Annotated in this window: 18 protein-coding genes, 1 tRNA gene and 1 riboswitch; of the genes, 18 read left to right on the forward strand and 1 reads right to left on the reverse strand. The window is 70.4% G+C overall.

Annotated elements, in window-relative coordinates; all coding sequences use genetic code 11:
• Nucleotides 1-151: 151 nt before the first annotated feature.
• The 13 genes from K8Z49_RS01460 (at nucleotide 152) to K8Z49_RS01520 (ending at nucleotide 8,928) form a co-directional block, all read left to right on the forward strand.
• Nucleotides 152-472, forward strand: a complete 321-nt coding sequence (locus K8Z49_RS01460; RefSeq protein WP_412517450.1) for a hypothetical protein — start codon at nucleotides 152-154, stop codon at nucleotides 470-472.
• Nucleotides 473-970: 498 nt separating this feature from the next.
• Entirely contained in the window at nucleotides 971-1,816 is an 846-nt protein-coding gene (locus K8Z49_RS01465) for a hypothetical protein (protein WP_412517451.1), read from the forward strand.
• Nucleotides 1,817-2,000: 184 nt separating this feature from the next.
• Nucleotides 2,001-2,309: a hypothetical protein gene (locus K8Z49_RS01470; protein ID WP_412517452.1), complete on the forward strand. Its 309-nt coding sequence runs from the start codon at nucleotides 2,001-2,003 to the stop codon at nucleotides 2,307-2,309.
• A gap of 220 nt (nucleotides 2,310-2,529) precedes the next feature.
• Nucleotides 2,530-3,336 (forward strand): FtsK/SpoIIIE domain-containing protein, encoded by an 807-nt coding sequence (locus K8Z49_RS01475; RefSeq protein WP_412517453.1) that lies wholly within the window; start codon nucleotides 2,530-2,532, stop codon nucleotides 3,334-3,336.
• A gap of 16 nt (nucleotides 3,337-3,352) precedes the next feature.
• The gene (locus K8Z49_RS01480; protein ID WP_412517454.1) at nucleotides 3,353-3,679 is read left to right on the forward strand and encodes a hypothetical protein; all 327 of its coding nucleotides are present in this window, start codon (nucleotides 3,353-3,355) and stop codon (nucleotides 3,677-3,679) included.
• Nucleotides 3,676-4,017 carry a hypothetical protein gene (locus tag K8Z49_RS01485; RefSeq protein ID WP_412517455.1) on the forward strand — a complete coding sequence of 114 codons (342 nt, stop codon included), beginning with the start codon at nucleotides 3,676-3,678 and terminating at the stop codon, nucleotides 4,015-4,017. The genes K8Z49_RS01480 and K8Z49_RS01485 overlap by 4 nt, the downstream gene beginning before the upstream one ends.
• 77 nt (nucleotides 4,018-4,094) lie before the next feature.
• The gene (locus K8Z49_RS01490; RefSeq protein WP_412517456.1) at nucleotides 4,095-4,523 is read left to right on the forward strand and encodes an RRQRL motif-containing zinc-binding protein; all 429 of its coding nucleotides are present in this window, start codon (nucleotides 4,095-4,097) and stop codon (nucleotides 4,521-4,523) included.
• Between the two features lie 45 nt (nucleotides 4,524-4,568).
• Complete coding sequence (locus tag K8Z49_RS01495; protein ID WP_412517457.1) at nucleotides 4,569-4,814, forward strand: hypothetical protein; 246 nt, start codon at nucleotides 4,569-4,571, stop codon at nucleotides 4,812-4,814.
• Nucleotides 4,811-5,098, forward strand: a complete 288-nt coding sequence (locus K8Z49_RS01500; protein ID WP_412517458.1) for a hypothetical protein — start codon at nucleotides 4,811-4,813, stop codon at nucleotides 5,096-5,098. The genes K8Z49_RS01495 and K8Z49_RS01500 overlap by 4 nt, the downstream gene beginning before the upstream one ends.
• Nucleotides 5,088-5,855: a hypothetical protein gene (locus K8Z49_RS01505; RefSeq protein WP_412517459.1), complete on the forward strand. Its 768-nt coding sequence runs from the start codon at nucleotides 5,088-5,090 to the stop codon at nucleotides 5,853-5,855. Before K8Z49_RS01500 ends, K8Z49_RS01505 begins: the two co-directional genes overlap by 11 nt.
• Nucleotides 5,852-7,465 (forward strand): replication initiator, encoded by a 1,614-nt coding sequence (locus tag K8Z49_RS01510; protein WP_412517460.1) that lies wholly within the window; start codon nucleotides 5,852-5,854, stop codon nucleotides 7,463-7,465. The genes K8Z49_RS01505 and K8Z49_RS01510 overlap by 4 nt, the downstream gene beginning before the upstream one ends.
• Nucleotides 7,466-7,481: 16 nt before the next feature.
• Nucleotides 7,482-7,724: a helix-turn-helix transcriptional regulator gene (locus K8Z49_RS01515; protein WP_412517461.1), complete on the forward strand. Its 243-nt coding sequence runs from the start codon at nucleotides 7,482-7,484 to the stop codon at nucleotides 7,722-7,724.
• Nucleotides 7,725-7,944: 220 nt separating this feature from the next.
• Nucleotides 7,945-8,928 (forward strand): tyrosine-type recombinase/integrase, encoded by a 984-nt coding sequence (locus K8Z49_RS01520; RefSeq protein ID WP_412517462.1) that lies wholly within the window; start codon nucleotides 7,945-7,947, stop codon nucleotides 8,926-8,928.
• 82 nt (nucleotides 8,929-9,010) lie between these two features.
• Here K8Z49_RS01520 and K8Z49_RS01525 read toward each other — a convergent pair.
• Nucleotides 9,011-9,084: transfer RNA gene (locus K8Z49_RS01525), tRNA-Pro, on the reverse strand.
• A 171-nt stretch (nucleotides 9,085-9,255) separates the two neighbouring features.
• Between K8Z49_RS01525 and K8Z49_RS01530 the strand changes: the two genes are divergently transcribed.
• The 5 genes from K8Z49_RS01530 (at nucleotide 9,256) to K8Z49_RS01550 (ending at nucleotide 17,807) form a co-directional block, all read left to right on the forward strand.
• Nucleotides 9,256-10,044 (forward strand): hypothetical protein, encoded by a 789-nt coding sequence (locus tag K8Z49_RS01530; RefSeq protein WP_021594581.1) that lies wholly within the window; start codon nucleotides 9,256-9,258, stop codon nucleotides 10,042-10,044.
• Between the two features lie 180 nt (nucleotides 10,045-10,224).
• Nucleotides 10,225-12,087, forward strand: coding sequence for a PP2C family protein-serine/threonine phosphatase (locus tag K8Z49_RS01535; RefSeq protein ID WP_021594580.1), 1,863 nt, complete (start codon nucleotides 10,225-10,227; stop codon nucleotides 12,085-12,087).
• Nucleotides 12,088-12,557: 470 nt separating this feature from the next.
• Nucleotides 12,558-12,700, forward strand: a riboswitch (cyclic di-AMP (ydaO/yuaA leader).
• A gap of 11 nt (nucleotides 12,701-12,711) precedes the next feature.
• Nucleotides 12,712-13,470, forward strand: coding sequence for a CHAP domain-containing protein (locus K8Z49_RS01540; protein WP_075023695.1), 759 nt, complete (start codon nucleotides 12,712-12,714; stop codon nucleotides 13,468-13,470).
• 163 nt (nucleotides 13,471-13,633) lie between these two features.
• Entirely contained in the window at nucleotides 13,634-16,528 is a 2,895-nt protein-coding gene (locus K8Z49_RS01545; RefSeq protein ID WP_075023792.1) for a bifunctional glycosyltransferase/CDP-glycerol:glycerophosphate glycerophosphotransferase, read from the forward strand.
• Nucleotides 16,512-17,807 (forward strand): glycosyltransferase, encoded by a 1,296-nt coding sequence (locus tag K8Z49_RS01550; protein ID WP_412517463.1) that lies wholly within the window; start codon nucleotides 16,512-16,514, stop codon nucleotides 17,805-17,807. The genes K8Z49_RS01545 and K8Z49_RS01550 overlap by 17 nt, the downstream gene beginning before the upstream one ends.
• Nucleotides 17,808-17,822: the final 15 nt, after the last annotated feature.

A 17,822-nucleotide genomic window follows, 5' to 3' on the forward strand; every position in this document is an offset into this window, starting at 1 on the left:
GTCGGGGGTGATGCGAGGGATGACGAGCAATCATCACCCATCATCACCCATCGACACTCTGTTCGAGAATCGTCCCTCGTCCGATCGTATTGCCACAGCAAGGGAAGCGCACCGAGAGGCGGTGCGGCCCTTAGGTCGAAGGGAGAGCTTGGTGAAGCTCTACGTGGACACCAGCGCGAAGCAGGTCATGGTGTCGAAGGACCCGGTCGAGAAGAAGGACCAGAACGGGCGTCAGCGGACCGAGCGGGACACCGGCCGGCCGATGTGGTCGACGCAGGTGTTCGTCCAGGACGACGACGGCGGCGAGGTCATCACCATCACCACGGCGGGTGAAGTGCCGAGTGTGAAGGTGGGGCAGTTCGTCACCGTGTCCCGGTTGGAGGCCCTGCCCTGGGCGACCAACGGGCGTAACGGTGTGGCGTTCCGCGCGGTGGAGATCAAGGCGTCCGGTCCGGCGGCCAAGTCGGCCTGATCTGGGTTCCGGTTCCACCATCCATCCTGCCGTGCCTGGCATGTCCAACCTGGGAGCTGAGAAGTGATGGCTCCGCACCTTGAAGAGTCCCCGAAGCGGGACGCTGCCAGCGAACTGTGCTGGCCCAACCCCACTGTCGCGGACGCCACGTCCGCTGACGAACCCACCTGCACACAGTGCGGCGGAAGTACCGCCGACATGGGTGGTGTCGAGCACTGCTCGTTGCAGTGCCAGGAAGCCGAGCGCCTGACCCGCTAGGCGTTCGAACACGCGCGCGGGGCCGGATAGGTCTGCCAACCCCCGGCCCCGCCAATCCAATCCCTCTGCTGGAAGGACGAATCATGTCCAAGTCTAAGGTCCCTGCCCGCGTTCGGGCGAGGCTCGTCCGGCCGCTCCTTCGGCCGTTCGGGACGTGGCGGAACCGTCACGCTGATCGAGGACCGCGTTACCCGGTCCTACGCCCGTACCGCCAAGATCGCCTTCTACGTCATCACTGCCGTGGTCGGTCTGCTGGCCGCGACTGTCGCGGCCTCGTACTGGCACCCCATCCTGGCCCTGGCCGCCGGTCTGCTGATCGGGATCGCCGTGGCGCTGCCCGTCGCGGGCTTCATCGCCGCCTGGCCCGTCATCCGGGTCCTGTGGTGGTGGACACCCGAAATCGTCACGGTCTCGCTGATCGTGCTCGGGTTCGCCGCGCTGTCGACCTACACGAGTGTGGTCGTGCGCGTGCTGGTCGTCGCCGTGGTGGCCGGTGTGCCCGCTGGGGTCCCGGTCATACGCCGCAGGATCGTCGCGATGGCCTGGTGCCTGATCTCCCGGCATCGGCTGCGTGCCTGCTTCAACGAGTTCATCATCTCCAACCGGTCCGGCAGTCTGCCGCTGATCCTGTGGGCCAAGCCCACCCCGGTCGGGGAACGCGTGTGGATCTGGCTGCGGCCCGGCCTGTCGCTGGCCGACTTGGAATCACGCCTGGACAAGATCGCGGTCGCCTGCTGGGCCGCGAACATCACCGTGGAGCGGGCCTCGTCCCGCAATTCCGCCTTCGTGCGGGCCGATATCAAGCGCCGCGACGCGCTGACCGGCACGGTGAACTCCCCGCTGGTCGACCTGGTCGACCCCGACACCCCCGCAGCGTCCCGGACGGCTGCTGAGGCACCGGCCGCACTGGACCTGCCCGACATCCCGGCCGACACCGTCGAACCCGACGAGCCGCCGCGTGCCAAGAAGCGCACCGACAAGCGCACCGAGCGGGCGGACACCCCGCCGGCATCTAAACCGGTCCCGGCTCCCGCTCCGGCGTCGGCGAAGTCGTCGACACCTGACGACGTCCTCGACTGGGTCTGATCCCAGCACTCCGAAAACTCGTCCCCCGGAAGGGCTGTTCTCATGCTGTACAACAACAGCGCGGCCGTGTTCGCGGCCGTCTTCGCCGCTCTGTACGCCGCCCATCACGTCGGCGACCAGTGGATCCAGACCCACCACCAAGCGTGCACCAAGGGCGGTCCCGGCTGGGCTTCACGGCTGGCACGTGGCCACCATCACCGCTACCAAGCTCATCGCCCTCGCGGTCACCTCGACGGTGATCGGGCTCGCGCTGTCCCCGATCACCGTGACGCTCGCCCTGGCCTTGGACGCGGCCTCCCACTACTGGGCCGACCGGCGCTCCACTCTGGCCCGCCTGGCCGATCGGATCGGTAAGGGCGACTACTACCGGCTCGGGGCTCCGCGTCCCGGCCACGACGACAACCCCTCCACCGGTACCGGCGCCTATCACCTCGATCAGTCCTGGCACATCGCCTGGCTCTGGATCACCGCGCTCATCATCGCGGCCAACTGACGCCACACCCATCACCGGTGACCTGACGTCCCGGCACTGCTGCCGCTGACAGGGACGTCGCCTCCCTGCCCATCACACGGGCCCCGGGCATGAGGTCACCCGCCGTGGGTCGCCTCATGCCTGGGTCCCCTCTTCTGGAAGGGACCTCGTCCTTATGGCAACCCTGACCGTTCCACCTGCGGCCACATCGGCTGCTGTACCGGTGGGGCCGATTCTTTCGATGTTCGACCCCGTCTATCTGGGCGTCGACGAGTTCAGCCAGCCCGTCTATGTGGTGCTGGCCTACCGCAACATGCTGGTCGCCGGAGAGCCCGGCGGCGGCAAGTCCGGCCTGATACAGAACATCACCGCGCACTGCCTCCTGGCCGCCGGCACCCGCCCGGTGCTGCTGGACCCCAAGCTCGTCGAGTTGGGCATGTGGGCCGACCTCGCCGAGGAATTCGTCGGCCCCGACATCGAGCACGCCCTGGTCACGCTGCGGCGTGTGCAGCAGGTGATGAACAACCGCTACGCCTGGCTACGCGCCCACAACCGCCGCAAGATCACCCCTGCCGACGGCGTCTCGGTGATCCCGGTCATCCTCGATGAACTGGCCTACTACTCGGCCACCATCGGAACCAAAGAGCAGCAGGCCGAATTCATCGCCCTCGTGCGTGACGTCGTCGCGCGTGGCCGTGCCTGCGCCATCCCGGTCATCGCCGCTACCCAGCGTCCGAGCGTGGACATCATCCCTACCTCGTTGCGCGACATCTTCGGGTTCCGGGTGGCCTTCCGCTGCACCACTCCCAATTCCAGCGACATCATCCTTGGCCACGGCTGGGCCCACTCGGGGTTCAACGCCGCCGACATGTCCCCTGTCAATCAGGGCGTGGCGTATCTGATCGCCGAAGGCGGCGTGCCCGCCCTGTTCAAAGGCGCGTACCTGCCCGACGAGCAGATCAACACCCTCGTCGACTACGCCACCTGGATCCGCACCACCCCTGCCCCTCCATCGGCCACCGCACCGGCCCCGGTGCTGGCGGCCTGAGCAGAAAGGCACCCCTATGAGTCCCGCGAAACAGCCCCCTGCGGCCCGGATCCTGGTCACCACTATCACCCCGGAGACCAACGGCTACACCGGCATCTGCCTGGTGTGCTTCGAACCCCACACCGTCGCCATCGGCGACTACCCGGCCCTCGGTGCTTGGGCGCAGGAACACACCTGCAACCCCGAACGCGCCCACATCGTCGCCGAACTGATCGGCGACCGCATCGCCCGCTGCCTGTACTGCGGCTCCACCGATGTCCATGAGATCCGTGTGGTGGTCGACGAGCGCACCACCGAGATGGCGCTGACCTGCGGCGCGTGCCACGGAGTGTGGGCCCAATGATCCACAAGTACTACCGGCCCAACGGCAAACCCGACTGGGGACGCTGGGTCATGGAATGCGACGGCTGCCACTGCCGCGCCTACATGATGAGCACCGAAAACGCCGAATGGCTCGTGTCGGCCTGGCCCGACATGAACATCTACTGCCCCGACTGCTTCAACGGCTGGGCCGACCAGCTCATCATCAGCGCCCTGCGCTGCCCCGACTGCGGCTGCATCGACCTGCGGCTGTGGCCCTGCGACCTCGACGCACCCGCCGACCAGCAGCACCCGGGTCTGGTCGACTGCGCCCGCTGCGGCGCCATCCTCCTCGTTGAGGAACCACCCACCTGGTTCTAGATACGGCTCGGGGCCGGACCTCTCGCCAAAGACCTCCGGCCCCCGCCGTCCAGCCACTTGCAAAAGGAGTGGACGCAATGCACCTTACCCATGCCCACACCCCGACCCGGCGTGTTCCGGCACTGGACGACGTCGCCGAACACGGCATCGTCCTGCGGTTCTACGACCCCACCGGCGAGCGCTACGGCCTGCCCACCTACCCCTACCGGTGGGCCCCGACCGGCCTGCTCACCCTGCGCCAGCTCCGCGAAGCGGGCCTGAGGCCCGGCGGACAACCCATCGCCGCACAAATCCTGTGGCGGCGCGGCGCCCGCGTCGCCTACCTGTACCGCCAAGACCTGGCCAAGCCCAAGCGCACCGCCACCCCGGCCCAGCGGGCCGCCATCGCCAAAGCGCTGCGCGCTCGCTGTATCTGCTCGTCGTGCGGGTGTGAGCGGTGGTACTACATTCCTCGCTCGCTGGGCGAATGCCTCGACTGCGCTGAGAAGTCCGGGGGCCTGGCATGAGCGACTTCACCGTCAACCCTGCCCTGACACCCAACCGCGCGGCGCGTGGTCGAGAACGACGAATATGCCGCGTTCCTGCGCCGCATCCTGCGGGCCTACAGCCGCCGTATCGCCTCCGGCGACGTGGAAGCCCTCGCCTACCTGGCCGAGGTCGCCGAAGAACTCGACACCGCCACCCATGACGCCGTCACCGGCCTGCGTGCCTATGGCTACTCCTGGGCCGACATAGCCCGGCCCCTCGGCATCACCCGCCAAGCCGCACAACAGCGCTGGGGCGGTGAGAACCGATGATCACCAAACCCACCCTCCAACACCCCACCGGCCGCCTCGCCGACCACACCTGCGGCGTCATCCTGCTCGCGACCGGACGCCTCTGCGGCCGTCCCGCCACCGCCTACCTGGTCGGCGGCTGCGTCCATGAACACCTCTCCGAAGGCCACTTCTGCGCCGACCATCGCGGCCCGGGCCTGGCTTCCGGGTTCAACTGCCGGACCTGCTGGTTCGCTGCCGAACCCCACCCCTGCCCGGTCCTGGCCCGCGACATGACATCCGAGGTGATCCCCGATGAACGGTGAACGCATCGAGAACCTCGTCCAGGTCCTCATCCTGCTACTGGTCGGTTCGATGGCCGGCGCCGCCTCCTTCACCCACGTCCACGACTGGACCATGGCCAACAGCCCACAAGGAACCGGCGACTGGTTCGGCTGGGCCAACGCCGTCATCTCCGAACTCACCCCCACCGAACTCACCCCCACCGAACTCACCCCCGCCGAACTCACCCCCACCGAACTCACCCCCACCGCCGCCGGACTGGAGATCCGCCGCCGCAAACGCCACCACCAACCCGTCACCTACCCCATGGCGGTCCTCATCGCCGCCGCCAGCCTGTCCATCGCCGCACAAATCGCGGTCGCCAAACCCGGCCCCACCGGATGGCTCCTGGCCGCCGTCCCCGCCCTGGCCTTCCTGGCCCTGACCAAACTCGTACTCTCACGCACTACACCCACCGGGCCCAGCGGTCCGGCTCCTGGCATGGCTCCCGCCGTGCACGTCGACACCCCGGCCCTCCCGGCCGAGGTGCCCGCACTCGAAACCGAACACCCCACCCCGGCCGACCACCCGGCCACGCCTGCGGCTGATCCGATCCCGGCGCACCTGATCACCGGCGCCCGGGTGGCCGCCTTCACCCACCAACAAAACACCGGCCAGCCCATCACCACCGACGCGCTCGCCGAACACCTCGGCATCACCACCGGCCAGGCCACCGTGATCCTGCGCGACCTCCAGGCAACCATCCCCCACCCTGCTGAGCACGAGGGGGATCGCCTGTGACGCACCCACCGGCGTCCGGTTCGACGCTGGCTCTCGCACCCGGAACCGCTTCCCCGGCTCCGGGTACGGGGGCGAACACCGAACCCCGCCAACTGCGCTTCCCAACCCACCGGCTGCCGCCCTCACGCATCACCCGCCGCAAAGTCCTCGGCGCCGACACCGCCCTCGAACGCGCCGGAGACGGCTACTTCGACTGGCTCGACCACGTCTGGCCCGCCGCCGGATGCGCCCACCCCGTCCGGCTGTTCGGCGACCTCGACAGCGTCGACACCCGCACCGGCGAAGTCACCCGCACGCTGCCCACCTCCGGCATGCCGGACGGGGTGATCTACAAAGCCTGCGGCAACCGCCGTGCTGCGGTCTGCCCCTCCTGCGCCGACACCTACCGCCGCGACGCCTTCCACCTCATCCGCTCCGGCCTGGCCGGAGGCAAAACCGTCCCCGCTTCGGTGGCACGGCACCCCGCTGTGTTCGCCACCCTCACCGCCCCGTCCTTCGGCCCGGTCCACACCCGGCACGTGCGCCGCCACACCTGCACCGATCCGGCCCGCTGCAACTGCCGCCCCGACCCCTGCCACGCCCGCCGCACCCTCGACCACTGCCCACATGGCCGACTGGCCGCGTGCTTCACCCGCCACCAACCCGGCGACGCCGACCTCGGCCAACCACTGTGCCCCGACTGCTACCACCACGACCATCACGCCGTGTGGAACAACCACGCGGGCGAACTATGGCGACGCACCAAACAAGCGATCACCCGCCGCCTCAACCAGCTCGCCCGCGCACGTGGACTGCCCAAAGTGCGCGTCTCGCACGGCAAGGTCGCCGAATTCCAAGCCCGCGGCGCCGTCCACTTTCATGCCCTGCTGCGCCTGGACGGCATCGACGAGAGCGACCCGACCGCCATCATCCCGCCGCCGCCCGGGATCACCGCCGCCGACCTCGACGACGCCGTGAAAACCGCCGCCGCGCACATCACCTGCACCACCGACCCGCACCCGGCACGGCCCGACGGATGGCCCATCACCTGGGGCGACCAGGTCGACGTCCGTATCATCAGCGTGCACGGCGAATCCGTCAGTGACGCCATGGTGGCCGGTTACCTCGCCAAATACGCCACCAAAGGCACCGAGATCACCGGACACACCTCCTGCCGCCTCCACGACCACAACATCCGGCTCTACGCCGACCCGGCCGGCACCCACACCGAACGGCTCGTCCACGCCGCGTGGGCCCTCGGCGAACACCCTGGCTTCGAATCACTTCGCCGCTGGGCCCACATGCTCGGCTTCGGCGGCCACTTCCTCACCAAAGCCCGCCACTACTCGGTCACCTTCGCCGCCCTACGCGCCGCACGCGTCCACTACCGCCGCACCCAACCCCAAGGGCCGGACTACTCCGACGAACGGATTGAGCGTCAAGACGACCTTGACACCGAAACCACGATCATCCTCGCCCGGCTGTCCTACATCGGGTCCGGCTGGAAAACCACCGGAGACGCCCTCCTGGCCAACACCGCCGCCGACCAAGCCCGCCGACGACACCAAGCCGCACGCGAAGAACTCGCCCATGAGTTCCACGCCGTCGATTCCCACGACCGAGCCGCATGACCTTGGAAGGAACGTGATGACAAAGACCCTCGAACGTCAGGACGCTGCCGGGCTGCTGCTCGGAGGCTGGTACACCACTGAGGAACTCGCTGAGATCATCGGTGTTGATCCCTCGACGCTGCGACGCTGGCGCACTGCGGAGCCCGTCCAGGGGCCTCCGTTCGTCCGGCTATCGGGTGCGGTCACCCGATACAGCGCCATGGACGTGCAACGCTGGCTGCTGAGTCGCCGGATCGACCCACAGGAGCGGGCCCGATGATTCAGCGCGAACAGATCCCGGTCGGCGTCTCATTGTCTGCCGACATCGAGTACCGGGCCGGACGACCTCGGCCATACCGCGCACGAGTTCGCTGGGTCGACCCCTCGACACGGCGCCGACGCTCGGTGTCTGAGTCGGTAGAAACGGAGGAACAGGCGCAAGCCTGGATCGAGGAAATTCAGAAAGGCGCGCGGGCGGAATCGACCCGGCTACGTTCACGATGACCCTCGCCGAGTACGGCGAGAGCGTGATGACGCTGGCGACGCGGGGCCTGGAGAGCAAGACCCTTGATCCGTACTTGGCGGGCTGGCGTCGCCGAGTGGTCCCGTCCCTCGGGCATCTTTCCGTGCGCATGATCACCAATGGTGCTGTCGACCGGACCGTTCACGCCTGGATCTCGGATGAATGCGGACGATCAACCGTCAAGAACAGCCTGGCCATCCTTGTGCGGATCATGGAACAGGCAGTACGGGACGGCATCATCACTCATAACCCCGCGCGTGTGACCGGCTGGCAACAGCAGTACAAGCAGGCCGAAGACGAGCTTGATGACCCTCGCGCGTTGGCGCTTCCTGACTGGGCCTCGCTCGTCGAGTTGGCGGCCGCCCTCGTCGAGCGGTCCTCCGACCGCTACGAAGGATGGGGCGAGGTCGTCATCTTCGCTGCCTGCACGGCTGCTCGCATCGGGGAAGTTTCCGGGGTGCGTGTCAGCGACATTGATCGGGATACCTGGACTTGGAGGGTTCGCCGGCAGACCACGCCCGGCCCTGGCGGCCTGGTCGACAAGGGAACCAAGGGCAAGCGGGCCCGGCCCGTGCCGCTGATCGAGGAAATCCGACCCATGGTCGCCCGGCGCTTGGACGCTCTCAGCGGTAAGCCTGCCGCTCGACTGTTCACCGGCCCTCGGGGTGGCCGCATCACCACGGCGGTATTGCGGGACGCGACCCACTGGGACGAGGTGGTGACCCGGCTCGGATACGAGTATCTCCGGCGCCATGACCTGCGCCATACCGGCCTGACGTGGCTGGCTGATGCGGGTGTCCCGGTGCATGTCCTCCGGAAGATCGCCGGGCATGGATCGCTCAGTACGACCCAGCGTTACTTGCATCTCGATGCCGCTTCGATAGCTGCGGCGGGGGAGGCGCTGAGTGTCCATCTGGGTGCCCGTAGGTCCCCGGATGGTCCCCGGCTGCGGGTCGTCTAGATCTTGCTGGCGAGGATGATCGGAAACACAAAAGCCCTGCTGACCTCGGCAAACTCCTTGGTCGACAGGGCTTGGTGTTCTGTCGGGACGGCGGGATTTGAACCCACGACCCCTTGACCCCCAGTCAAGTGCGCTGCCAAACTGCGCTACGTCCCGGTGCCTGGCGGAGCAGGCGTGATTACTGTAGCGCAGTCCGCGGGGTCTTGCGTACTGAGATACGGGGGCCGGGATCTCTGATAGGCAGGCCGGATGGTGGCTTTGCGGGCGGTGCTGGCCGGGGTGGTCTGCCTCGGGCTGGTGTGCGGGTGCGGTGGAGGGGCTCGGCCGGTGAGCGGGAGTCCGGAGCCGACGAGGTCGAAGGCCCGGCCGTCGAAGGCGCCGGTCGTGCGGGTGCCGGCGGGGGTGCGGGCGTCGTACATGGTGTTCGACCGGCGGGCCGGGCGGGTCGTGCTGGAGCGGCGGGCCGCGCAGACGTACCGGTCGGCGTCGGTGGTGAAGATCCTCATCGCGCTCGACTACCTGCGGCGGCATCGGATGTCGGCGGCGGATCGGGCGTTGCTCGTGCCGATGCTGCGGTCCAGTGATGACGGGGCGGCCACGGAGTTCTGGCGGCGGGGCGGGCAGGCGGAGATCATCGAGCGGATGGTGCGGGAGGTCGGGCTGGCCGACACCGCGCCGCCGCCCGCGGAGAAGCCCGGGTTCTGGGGGTATACGGCGCTCAGTGCGCGGGACGTCGTGAAGACGTACCGGTACCTGCTGGAGGAGGCGCCGGCGGCGCATCGGGAGTTCGTGCTGGAGCAGTTGCGGAAGGCGACGCCGTGCGGGACGGACGGTTTCGACCAGACGTTCGGGATTCCGCGGGCACTGGAGCGGCCGTGGGCGGTCAAGCAGGGGTGGTCCGGGTTCGGGGAGGTGCCGGCCGAGCCGTGCCGGAGGGGGACGCGGCCGGCGGCGTGGCGGCCCGATCTCGGGCTCGGGCGGCCCGTGCTGCATACGACCGGCCTGGTGGGGGACAAGGTCGTGGTGGTGTTGACGCTGCATCCGGCGGGCTCGTCGTTCCGCACGGCGGCGGCGCGGATCACGACGCTGACGAGGCAGGTCCACCGGGCGGCCTGACGGTTGCGTTCGCGGATGGTCAGCGGACGGAGCCGAAGGGAAAACCCGGGCAAAGATCTGGATTGTTTACCCGGATTTGGGCGATTAGTCCTTCGCTGGCGTATGTAGCTTTTTTCTCCCAGGGCAAGTGATGCCGAACGGGGGGCAGGGTTGGCGGAAGCGGATGGCACCCAGCCCGGGGTGCACGTTGCGGACCTGGAGGACCTGCGGGGCGCCGCGCACGACCGCGCGGTGCTGGCGGAGGCGCGGGTCGTGCTGGCGCGGCGCCTGGGCGTCCCGCCGGGGGAGGCCCTGCAGCACCTGATCTGGCTCGCCCGCGACCTGGACATCGAGCTCTCCGAGGCGGCGGCGCTGCTGGTCAAGGACGGCGGCGGCGGTCCGGTGGGCGCGGTGCCGGCCGGGCGGCGCCCGCCGCGGGCCGAGGGCGGCACGGCGGAGCGCCAGGCCCTGCTGTCGGACGCCGAGGACGTCCTGCGCCGGGTGACCGCCGAGGACACCGCGGGGGACGCGGAGATCCTCGCGGCGCTGCCGGACGACCCGGTGGCCGGGGCGGTGCTCGACGGGGCGCTCGATTCGGCCGCTCATCTGGTGCCGGTGCGGGGGCCGGACGGCAACGTGGTGGACTTCCTGTACGCCTCCCTCAACAGCGTCGCCCGGGACATGTTCGGGCGCGGCCCGGAGGAGCTGACCGGGCGGCGGCTGCTGCAGACGGACCCGGGGGCGGCGCTCGGCGGCCTCTTCGACGAGTACGTCGACGTGCTGGAGTCCGGGCAGAGCTTGGAACGTTCCTCTTTCCTGCACACCACGGCGCAGCGCGGCCTGTCGCGCTCGTCCCGGACGAGTGCGCGGTGCGTCCACGTGCCGACGGGCGTCTGCGTGACCTGGCGGTTCCACTTCGCCGAGGACCGGGTCGTGCGGCGGCTGGAGCGGGTCGAGCGGCTCGCCCTGATCGGGTTCGGCGAGTGGGACCTGGCCACCGGCGAGGCGGACTGGACGCCGCAGATGCTGGCCAACTACGGCCTCGCGCCGGACGAGGTGCCGCCGATGCCGCACGACCTGCCGAAGGTGGTGGCGGACGACGACCTCCCGCTGGTGGAGGAGGCCGTCCAGACGATGTTCTCGCGGCGCGAGCCGGTGGAGGCCGAGCACCGCGTGATCGGCCAGGACGGGACGCCGCGGCACCTGTGGGTGTTCGCCGAGCCGGTGCTCGGGGAGTCGGGGCTGCCGATCTCGATCAACATCGTGTCGCAGGACATCACCCGGCGGCGCGGGGTCGAGCGGGCGCTGGCCGAGACCCGGCGGCAGATGCTGCGGCAGCAGGCGCGGACGGCGCAGGAGCGGCGGGTGGCGGTGACGCTGCGCCGCGCGATCCTGCCCGACGAGGACGAGGTGGAGCAGCTTCCCGGCCTGGTCACCGGGCTGCGCAGCCTGGCCGCGGAGAGCACCGCGCGGATCGGCGGGGACTGGTTCGCGACCCGCACGCAGCAGGACGGGCGGGGGATGTTCGCGATCGGCGACGCGGCCGGGCACGGGCTGCCCGCGGCGGCGGCGATGGCGCGGACCCGGAACGGCCTCCTGGGCCTCGCCTGCACCGGGGAGGCCGCGGGACGGCTGGTGGGCTGGCTGAACGAGCTCGTCGGCAACATGGACCCGCCCGCGACCGGCACCGCGATCGTGGCCCATTTCGACCCCTCGCGGCGGGTCCTGGAGTGGACCTGCGCGGGGCATCCGCCGCCGATCCTTGTCCGGGACGGCCAGGCGATGCCCCTGGAGGTCGTCCGCGATCCGATGCTCGGGGCCATGCCCGGCTGGGAATACACCACGATCAAGACCGGGCTCCACTCGGGTGACCTGCTCTTCCTCTACACCGACGGGCTGGTGGAGCGCAGGGACGCGGACCTGGACGAGCGCATCGTCCGCCTCACCGGGATCCTGCGGGAGTCCTCGACGCAGCCCGCTCGCGTGCTGGACGAGGTGCTGGCGCGGATGGAGCACGACCGGGCGGCGGACGACACCACGCTCTTCGCCCTGTACGTGGAGTGAGCGGCGGCCCGGCCGACCTGCGATGATCACCTAATGTGACTTATGCCTCACTCGGGCGGGCGCTGGGGGGCGATGACGGTCGGTGAGGGCCGGATGACCATGCGCCCTAAAGATCGTCCCGGGGTTCCTTTACCTTTTGCGAGGGCGCGGTAAGCCCTTCTGGCAAAGGGCTGGGAGGCAGTCCGATAAAGATCGGGAACACGCGCCTACATGACGGTGTTGGTACTCCCTTGGAAGGGCTTTGAGCAGGCAAGACGCTGCTTTGTGCCTGGTTTGCTTTTCTTGGCCAGGTTGGTACCTTCTATCCGAATCAAGCAGCGCAGCCCATGCGTTGCCGCCGGTCGTCGAGGCGGCCGAGGATCGCGGAGCGGAAACCGCACGCGATGCGCGCCACAGGACGCGCGCCCCCACATCAAGATCAGTCAGAGATACATCCGAGAAATGAGCACCGCTGCCGCGGTGCAAGGCCGAGTCCGTCCCGGTCGAGACCGACCGGAACGGAGCCGGGGACCCAGGTTCCAGGGGTGAATCGGCGTGCCCGAGAGGCGCGCCGTAGGGCTGCTTCCATGCCCGAATCCGTCAGCTAACCCGGTAGGCGTCATGGAAGACAAGGAGATTCCCTGCATGACCGGTCGTTTCGATCGACTTTCCCTCAAGCGTTTCACGCCCGAGGACAAGGCCGTCGGCGTCGCCGTCGGCGCGGTCCTCGCCGGCGCCATCGGGCTCGGCGTCGCCGCCCCCCTCGCGGACGGCAGCGCGGTCGCCGAGACCGCCGCCCAGGCGGCGTCCGCCAAGAAGGGCGCCGTGTCCGCCGAGTCCGGCCAGGCGAAGGGCACGACCATGTCGGCCGCCGAGGCGCGCCGCGAGGGCTGGAAGGTCCCGCCGCACGCGGTCAAGCCCGCCGAGGTGATCAAGCTGGCGAAGAGCCAGGTCGGCATCGACGAGGGCAAGGGCGGCCAGACCAAGTTCCACAAGTGGTACGTGTCGACCCCGCACGCCAAGGCCACCGCCCAGCGTGACGGCGGCTTCTCGGTCAAGGCCTACAACGGCGCCCAGTGGTGCGACATGTTCGTGTCCTGGCTCGGCGCCCAGACCGGAGTCCAGAACATGGGCTGGGACGCCTACACCGTCAAGCACGCCACCTGGTTCAAGGACACCGGCCGGTGGGGCCACAAGGCCAAGCCCGGCGCGGTCGTCTTCTTCGACTGGGACAAGGGCTCCGGTGGCAGGATCGGCGGTATCGACCACGTCGGCCTCGTCGTGAAGGACAACGGCGACGGCACCGTCAAGACCGTCGAAGGCAACACCGGGAACGCGGTGCAGGAGAAGGTGCGCCAGAAGTCCCAGATCGTGGGCTACGGCTACCCCGACTACGCCGCCTGACCCCCACGCGACATCGCCGAAGGCGCCCGGTCTCCACCGGGCGCCTTCGGGCGTTCCGTCGGGTAATACGACGCATTGACAGCCTTTGATCTCCCTTGGACCTCACTGTGGCGTTCCTGGAAAGGAATCACAGGCACACGGCAGTCGGTGAAGGGGGATGCCCATGCGGGTGCGCCCGGATGTCAGTGTGGTGGTGATCGCCTACAACGACGCGGAGAGGCTCCCGCACGCGGTGGCCTCGGCGCTGGCGCAGTCGCTCGGCGCCGTCGAGACGGTCATCGTCGACGACGGGAGCACCGACGGGACGGCGGAGGCCGCCGACCGGCTCGCCGCGGCCCATCCGGGACGGGTGCGAGCCGTCCACCTGCCGTCCAACTCGGGCGGCTGCGGCCGTCCCCGCAACCGCGGCGTCGAGGCGTCGGCGGGACGGTACCTGATGTTCCTCGACAGCGACGACCTGCTGGACCGGCACGCCTGCCTCAACCTGCTCGCCGCCGCCGAGGACACCGGCGCCGACATCGTCTCCGGCCTCTGCGACCGGATCTTCCTCGACCTGCCCGCGGGCGCCAAGGGGCGCGTCCGCCCCTGGTACCCCTGGCTTTACCAGCGCAGCGCCGTCTACGAATCGCTGGGCGACAACCCGAATCTCCTCTACGACACCCTCTCGACCAACAAGGCGTACCGGCGGGGGTTCCTGGAGGAGCACGGCCTGCGGTTCGTCGAGCGCCTGCACTACGAGGACCTGCTGTTCACCGCCGAGGCCTACCTGGCGGCGGGACGGACCGCGCTCATCCCGCACCGCGTCTACCAGTGGCTGGTCCGGGAGAGGGTGCCCGCGCCGTCGATCTCCAACCGGCGCGCCGAGCTGGCCAACTTCGCCGACCGGCTGGAGATCCACCGGCGCATCGACATGCTGTTCGCGCTGCGCGGCGCCGACGAGCTGCAGCGGGCCAAGGACGTCAAGTTCGTCAACCACGACCTCGTGCTCTACCTGCGCGAGCTGCGCGACCGCGACCCCCGCCACCGGGCGGACTTCCTCGACCTGGCGGCCGCTTACCTGGACGAGATGGACCCGAGGGTCTTCGAGGAGGCCAACCCGCTGCCCGCGATCGCCGCCTACCTGGTCCGGGAGGGCGATCACGCGGGGGCGCTCGCCGCCGCCGAGTACGACCCCGGCAAGCGGCCGGAGCTCCGCGCCCGGCTCGTCGAACGGGACGGGCGGGTCTTCTGGGGCGCGGGCCGGCCGCACGGCGCGCTCGGCCGCCGCATCCTGGACGTCACCGGGTTCGGGTTCCACGTGCGTCCCCTCAAGGACCTCCGCCCGGCGAACACCCTCACGCGGCTGGAGATGCGCGGCGGGCGCGCCCTCATGGCCGGGCACGTGCTCAACCCGCTGGGCCGGATCCCGCCGGACGCAGAGCTGGCCGGCTCGCTGGAGTTCCGCGACCGGCGCCGCCGGGCGCCGCGGGGACGGGTCCGCGCGTCGATCCGGCACGAGGGCGACCGGCTCGCCTGGCGGGCCGAGTTCGCCCCGGACCGGCGGATCCGGCCGATCGGGATCATCGACCCGGTGTGGGACGTGCGGCTGCGCCTGCGGGTGGACGGCGAGGAGGTGGTCACCCGCCTCGGCGCGGGCCGCGGATCGCCGTCCCTCGGCGGGGTCGCGCTGCCCGTCAAGCCGCGGTTGACGAGGTTCGCCGCCGACCGGCTCCGCCCCTACGTCACCGGGGGAGGCCACCTGGCGTTCGCCCTGGAGACGGGGAGCCCGTGGGCGCGGCTCGCCGGCGCGGCCGCGCGCCGCGCCGCCCGGTCCCCGGCGGGACGGCTGTCGTGGGGCCGCGGCCGGCGGCTGGGGCGCAGCGTGCGGCGGACGCTGACCGCCCGGAAGACCAAGATCGCCGTGTTCAACCGGGTGCTGAGCCGGCTGCCCGTCAAGACGGGCCTCGCGGTCTTCGAGAGCCACCTCGGCCGGCACTACTCGGACAATCCCAAGTACATCCACCGGGAGCTGCGCAGATCCGGTCGCCCGGTGACCGCCGTGTGGTCGTACGCGTCGTCGCCGAAGGGGTTCCCGGACGATGCCCGGCTCGTCAAGCGCGGATCATGGGCGTACTTCCTGGCACTCGCGCGGGCCCGGTTCTGGGTCGACAACCAGGGCTTCCCGGACGGGCTCCGCAAGCGCCCGGAGACCACCTACATCCAGACCTGGCACGGGTCGGCGTTCAAGCTCATGGGCCTGGACCAGCCGCGCATCAAGGGCGGGCCCGCCGCGGAGCGGGCACGACTGCGGCGGATGGTGGAGCGCTACGACTGCTTCCTCGTGCGGTCCGAGCACGACGTCAGGACGCTCTGCAACGGTCTCGGCGTCCGCTCCGAGCTGCTCCCGGCCGGGTACCCGCGCAACGACCCGCTGGTCAACGGTCTGGACGACGATCCGGAGCTGGCCGCGGAGGTGGCCGCCCTGCGCGACGCGCTCGGCCTGGACGGCGGACGCCGCGCCGTCCTGTACGCGCCGACGTTCGCCACCGGGCCGCGGGGACGTCCCGTCCGGCTGCTGGACCCGCCCGTCGACCCGGACGCGTTCGCCCGGGAGCTGGGCGAGCGGTACGTCCTGCTCGTCCGGCCGCACTACCTGTGCCGGGCCAACGTCCCGCCGGGCGCCCGCTCTGTCATGCGGGACGTCGGCGACGTGCCCGACGTCACCCCGCTCCTGCTGATCGCGGACGCGCTGATCACCGACCACTCCTCGATCATGTTCGACTTCGCGCTGCTGGACCGGCCGATCGTCCTGCACCTCCCCGGCGGGCGGGACCGCGCCGGCGGCTACTTCGACCTGGAGCGGCACGCGCCCGGGCCGATCACCCGCACGGAGGACGAGCTCGTCGCCGCGCTCGCCGGGCTGGACACGGCGGAGGCCGTGCACGCCGGGCGGCGCCGCGCGTTCGCCGCGCGCTTCGGCGAGCACGACCGCGGCACCGCCGCCCGGACGGTGGCGGACCGTTACTTCCCGGCGGCACGGCCGGGCTACAGGGGGGACCGCCATGACCGCACCGCGTGACGTCTTCATCGTGTGCAACAACGCCGACGACATGGGCGGCCTCCAGCGCTGGGCGCACCACATGGCGCGGCTGCTGGCCCTGCGCGGCGACCGCGTCACCCTCGTCGGGATCACCCGCGGGCGCGAGCCGTACCACCACGGCCGCGACGGGTCCTACGCAGTCGAGGTGCTGCACGGGGATTGGCGCTCGCCCGTGCTCGCGTGGCGTCCGGGGACGCCGCGAGATCGCCTCAACCTGGCGGCCCGGGTCCGGGAGGCGCGGCGGTCGGCCGCCCAGCGCCGCGGCGCGGCGCGCCTGTCGGAGCTGTTCGCCGCCGCGCGGCCGGGGGCGGTGGTCATCGCGGCGCAGGTGTGGGCGATGGAGTGGGTGCGGCTGGCCGACACGTCCGGGCTGCGCGTCGTGGCCATGAGCCATGAGTCGTACCAGGCCACCCGGAGGTCCTCGCGGTACCGGCGGGTCAAAGAGCACTACCCCGCCGCCGACCGGATGCTGGTGCTCACCGCCGAGGACGCCGACGCCTGGGCCCGGGACGGCATGACCAACGTGGACCACATCCCCAACCCGCTGCGCGTGACACCGGACGTGTACCCCACGCTCGACCTGCCCGTCGTCGCCTGCGTGGGGCGCCTCTCCTATGAGAAGGGCGTGGATCTGCTGCTGGAGGTGTGGGAGCGGGTCTCGGCGCGCCATCCGGGCTGGCGGCTGCACATCTACGGGGACGGCCCGGACGAGGCGGAGCTGCGCGCGCGGGCGGCGGCCGCCGGGCTGTCCGGATCCGTGGAGTTCCGGGGGGTGGTGCCGGACGTCGAGGAGGCGATGGTCGAGGCGTCGGTGCTCGCGCTGCCGTCCCGGGCGGAGGGCCTCCCGATGTCGGTCCTGGAGGCGATGGCCTACGGACTGCCCACGGTCGCGTTCGACTGCGCTCCGGGCGTCCGGACCCTGATCGAGGACGAGCGGGACGGCCTGCTGGCCAGGCCGGGCGACGTCCCCGCGTTCGCCGCCGCGCTCGACCGCCTCATCCGGGATCCGGAGCTGCGCCGCGCGCTCGGGACCGAGGCCCGCGCGTCGGTCATGCGGTTCCGTCCGGACGCCGTCCTCGCCCGCTGGGACCGCCTGTTCGACCTGCTCCACCGCGAGCTTCCGGCCGCCGGACCGGAGACCGCGCCGGAGCCCGTCCCAGCGCAGGAGGCCGCCGAGGCGCCCGCGCCGGGACGGGCGGTGCCCCGCCGCGTCCCGGCCCCGGAGGCGGAGCCCGCCCTGGGGGGAGATTCTTTCTAACAACTGTTTGGTAGA

It is taken from the genome of Actinomadura madurae (genome assembly GCF_047130825.1).
Taxonomy (GTDB): Bacteria; Actinomycetota; Actinomycetes; order Streptosporangiales; family Streptosporangiaceae; genus Spirillospora; species Spirillospora madurae.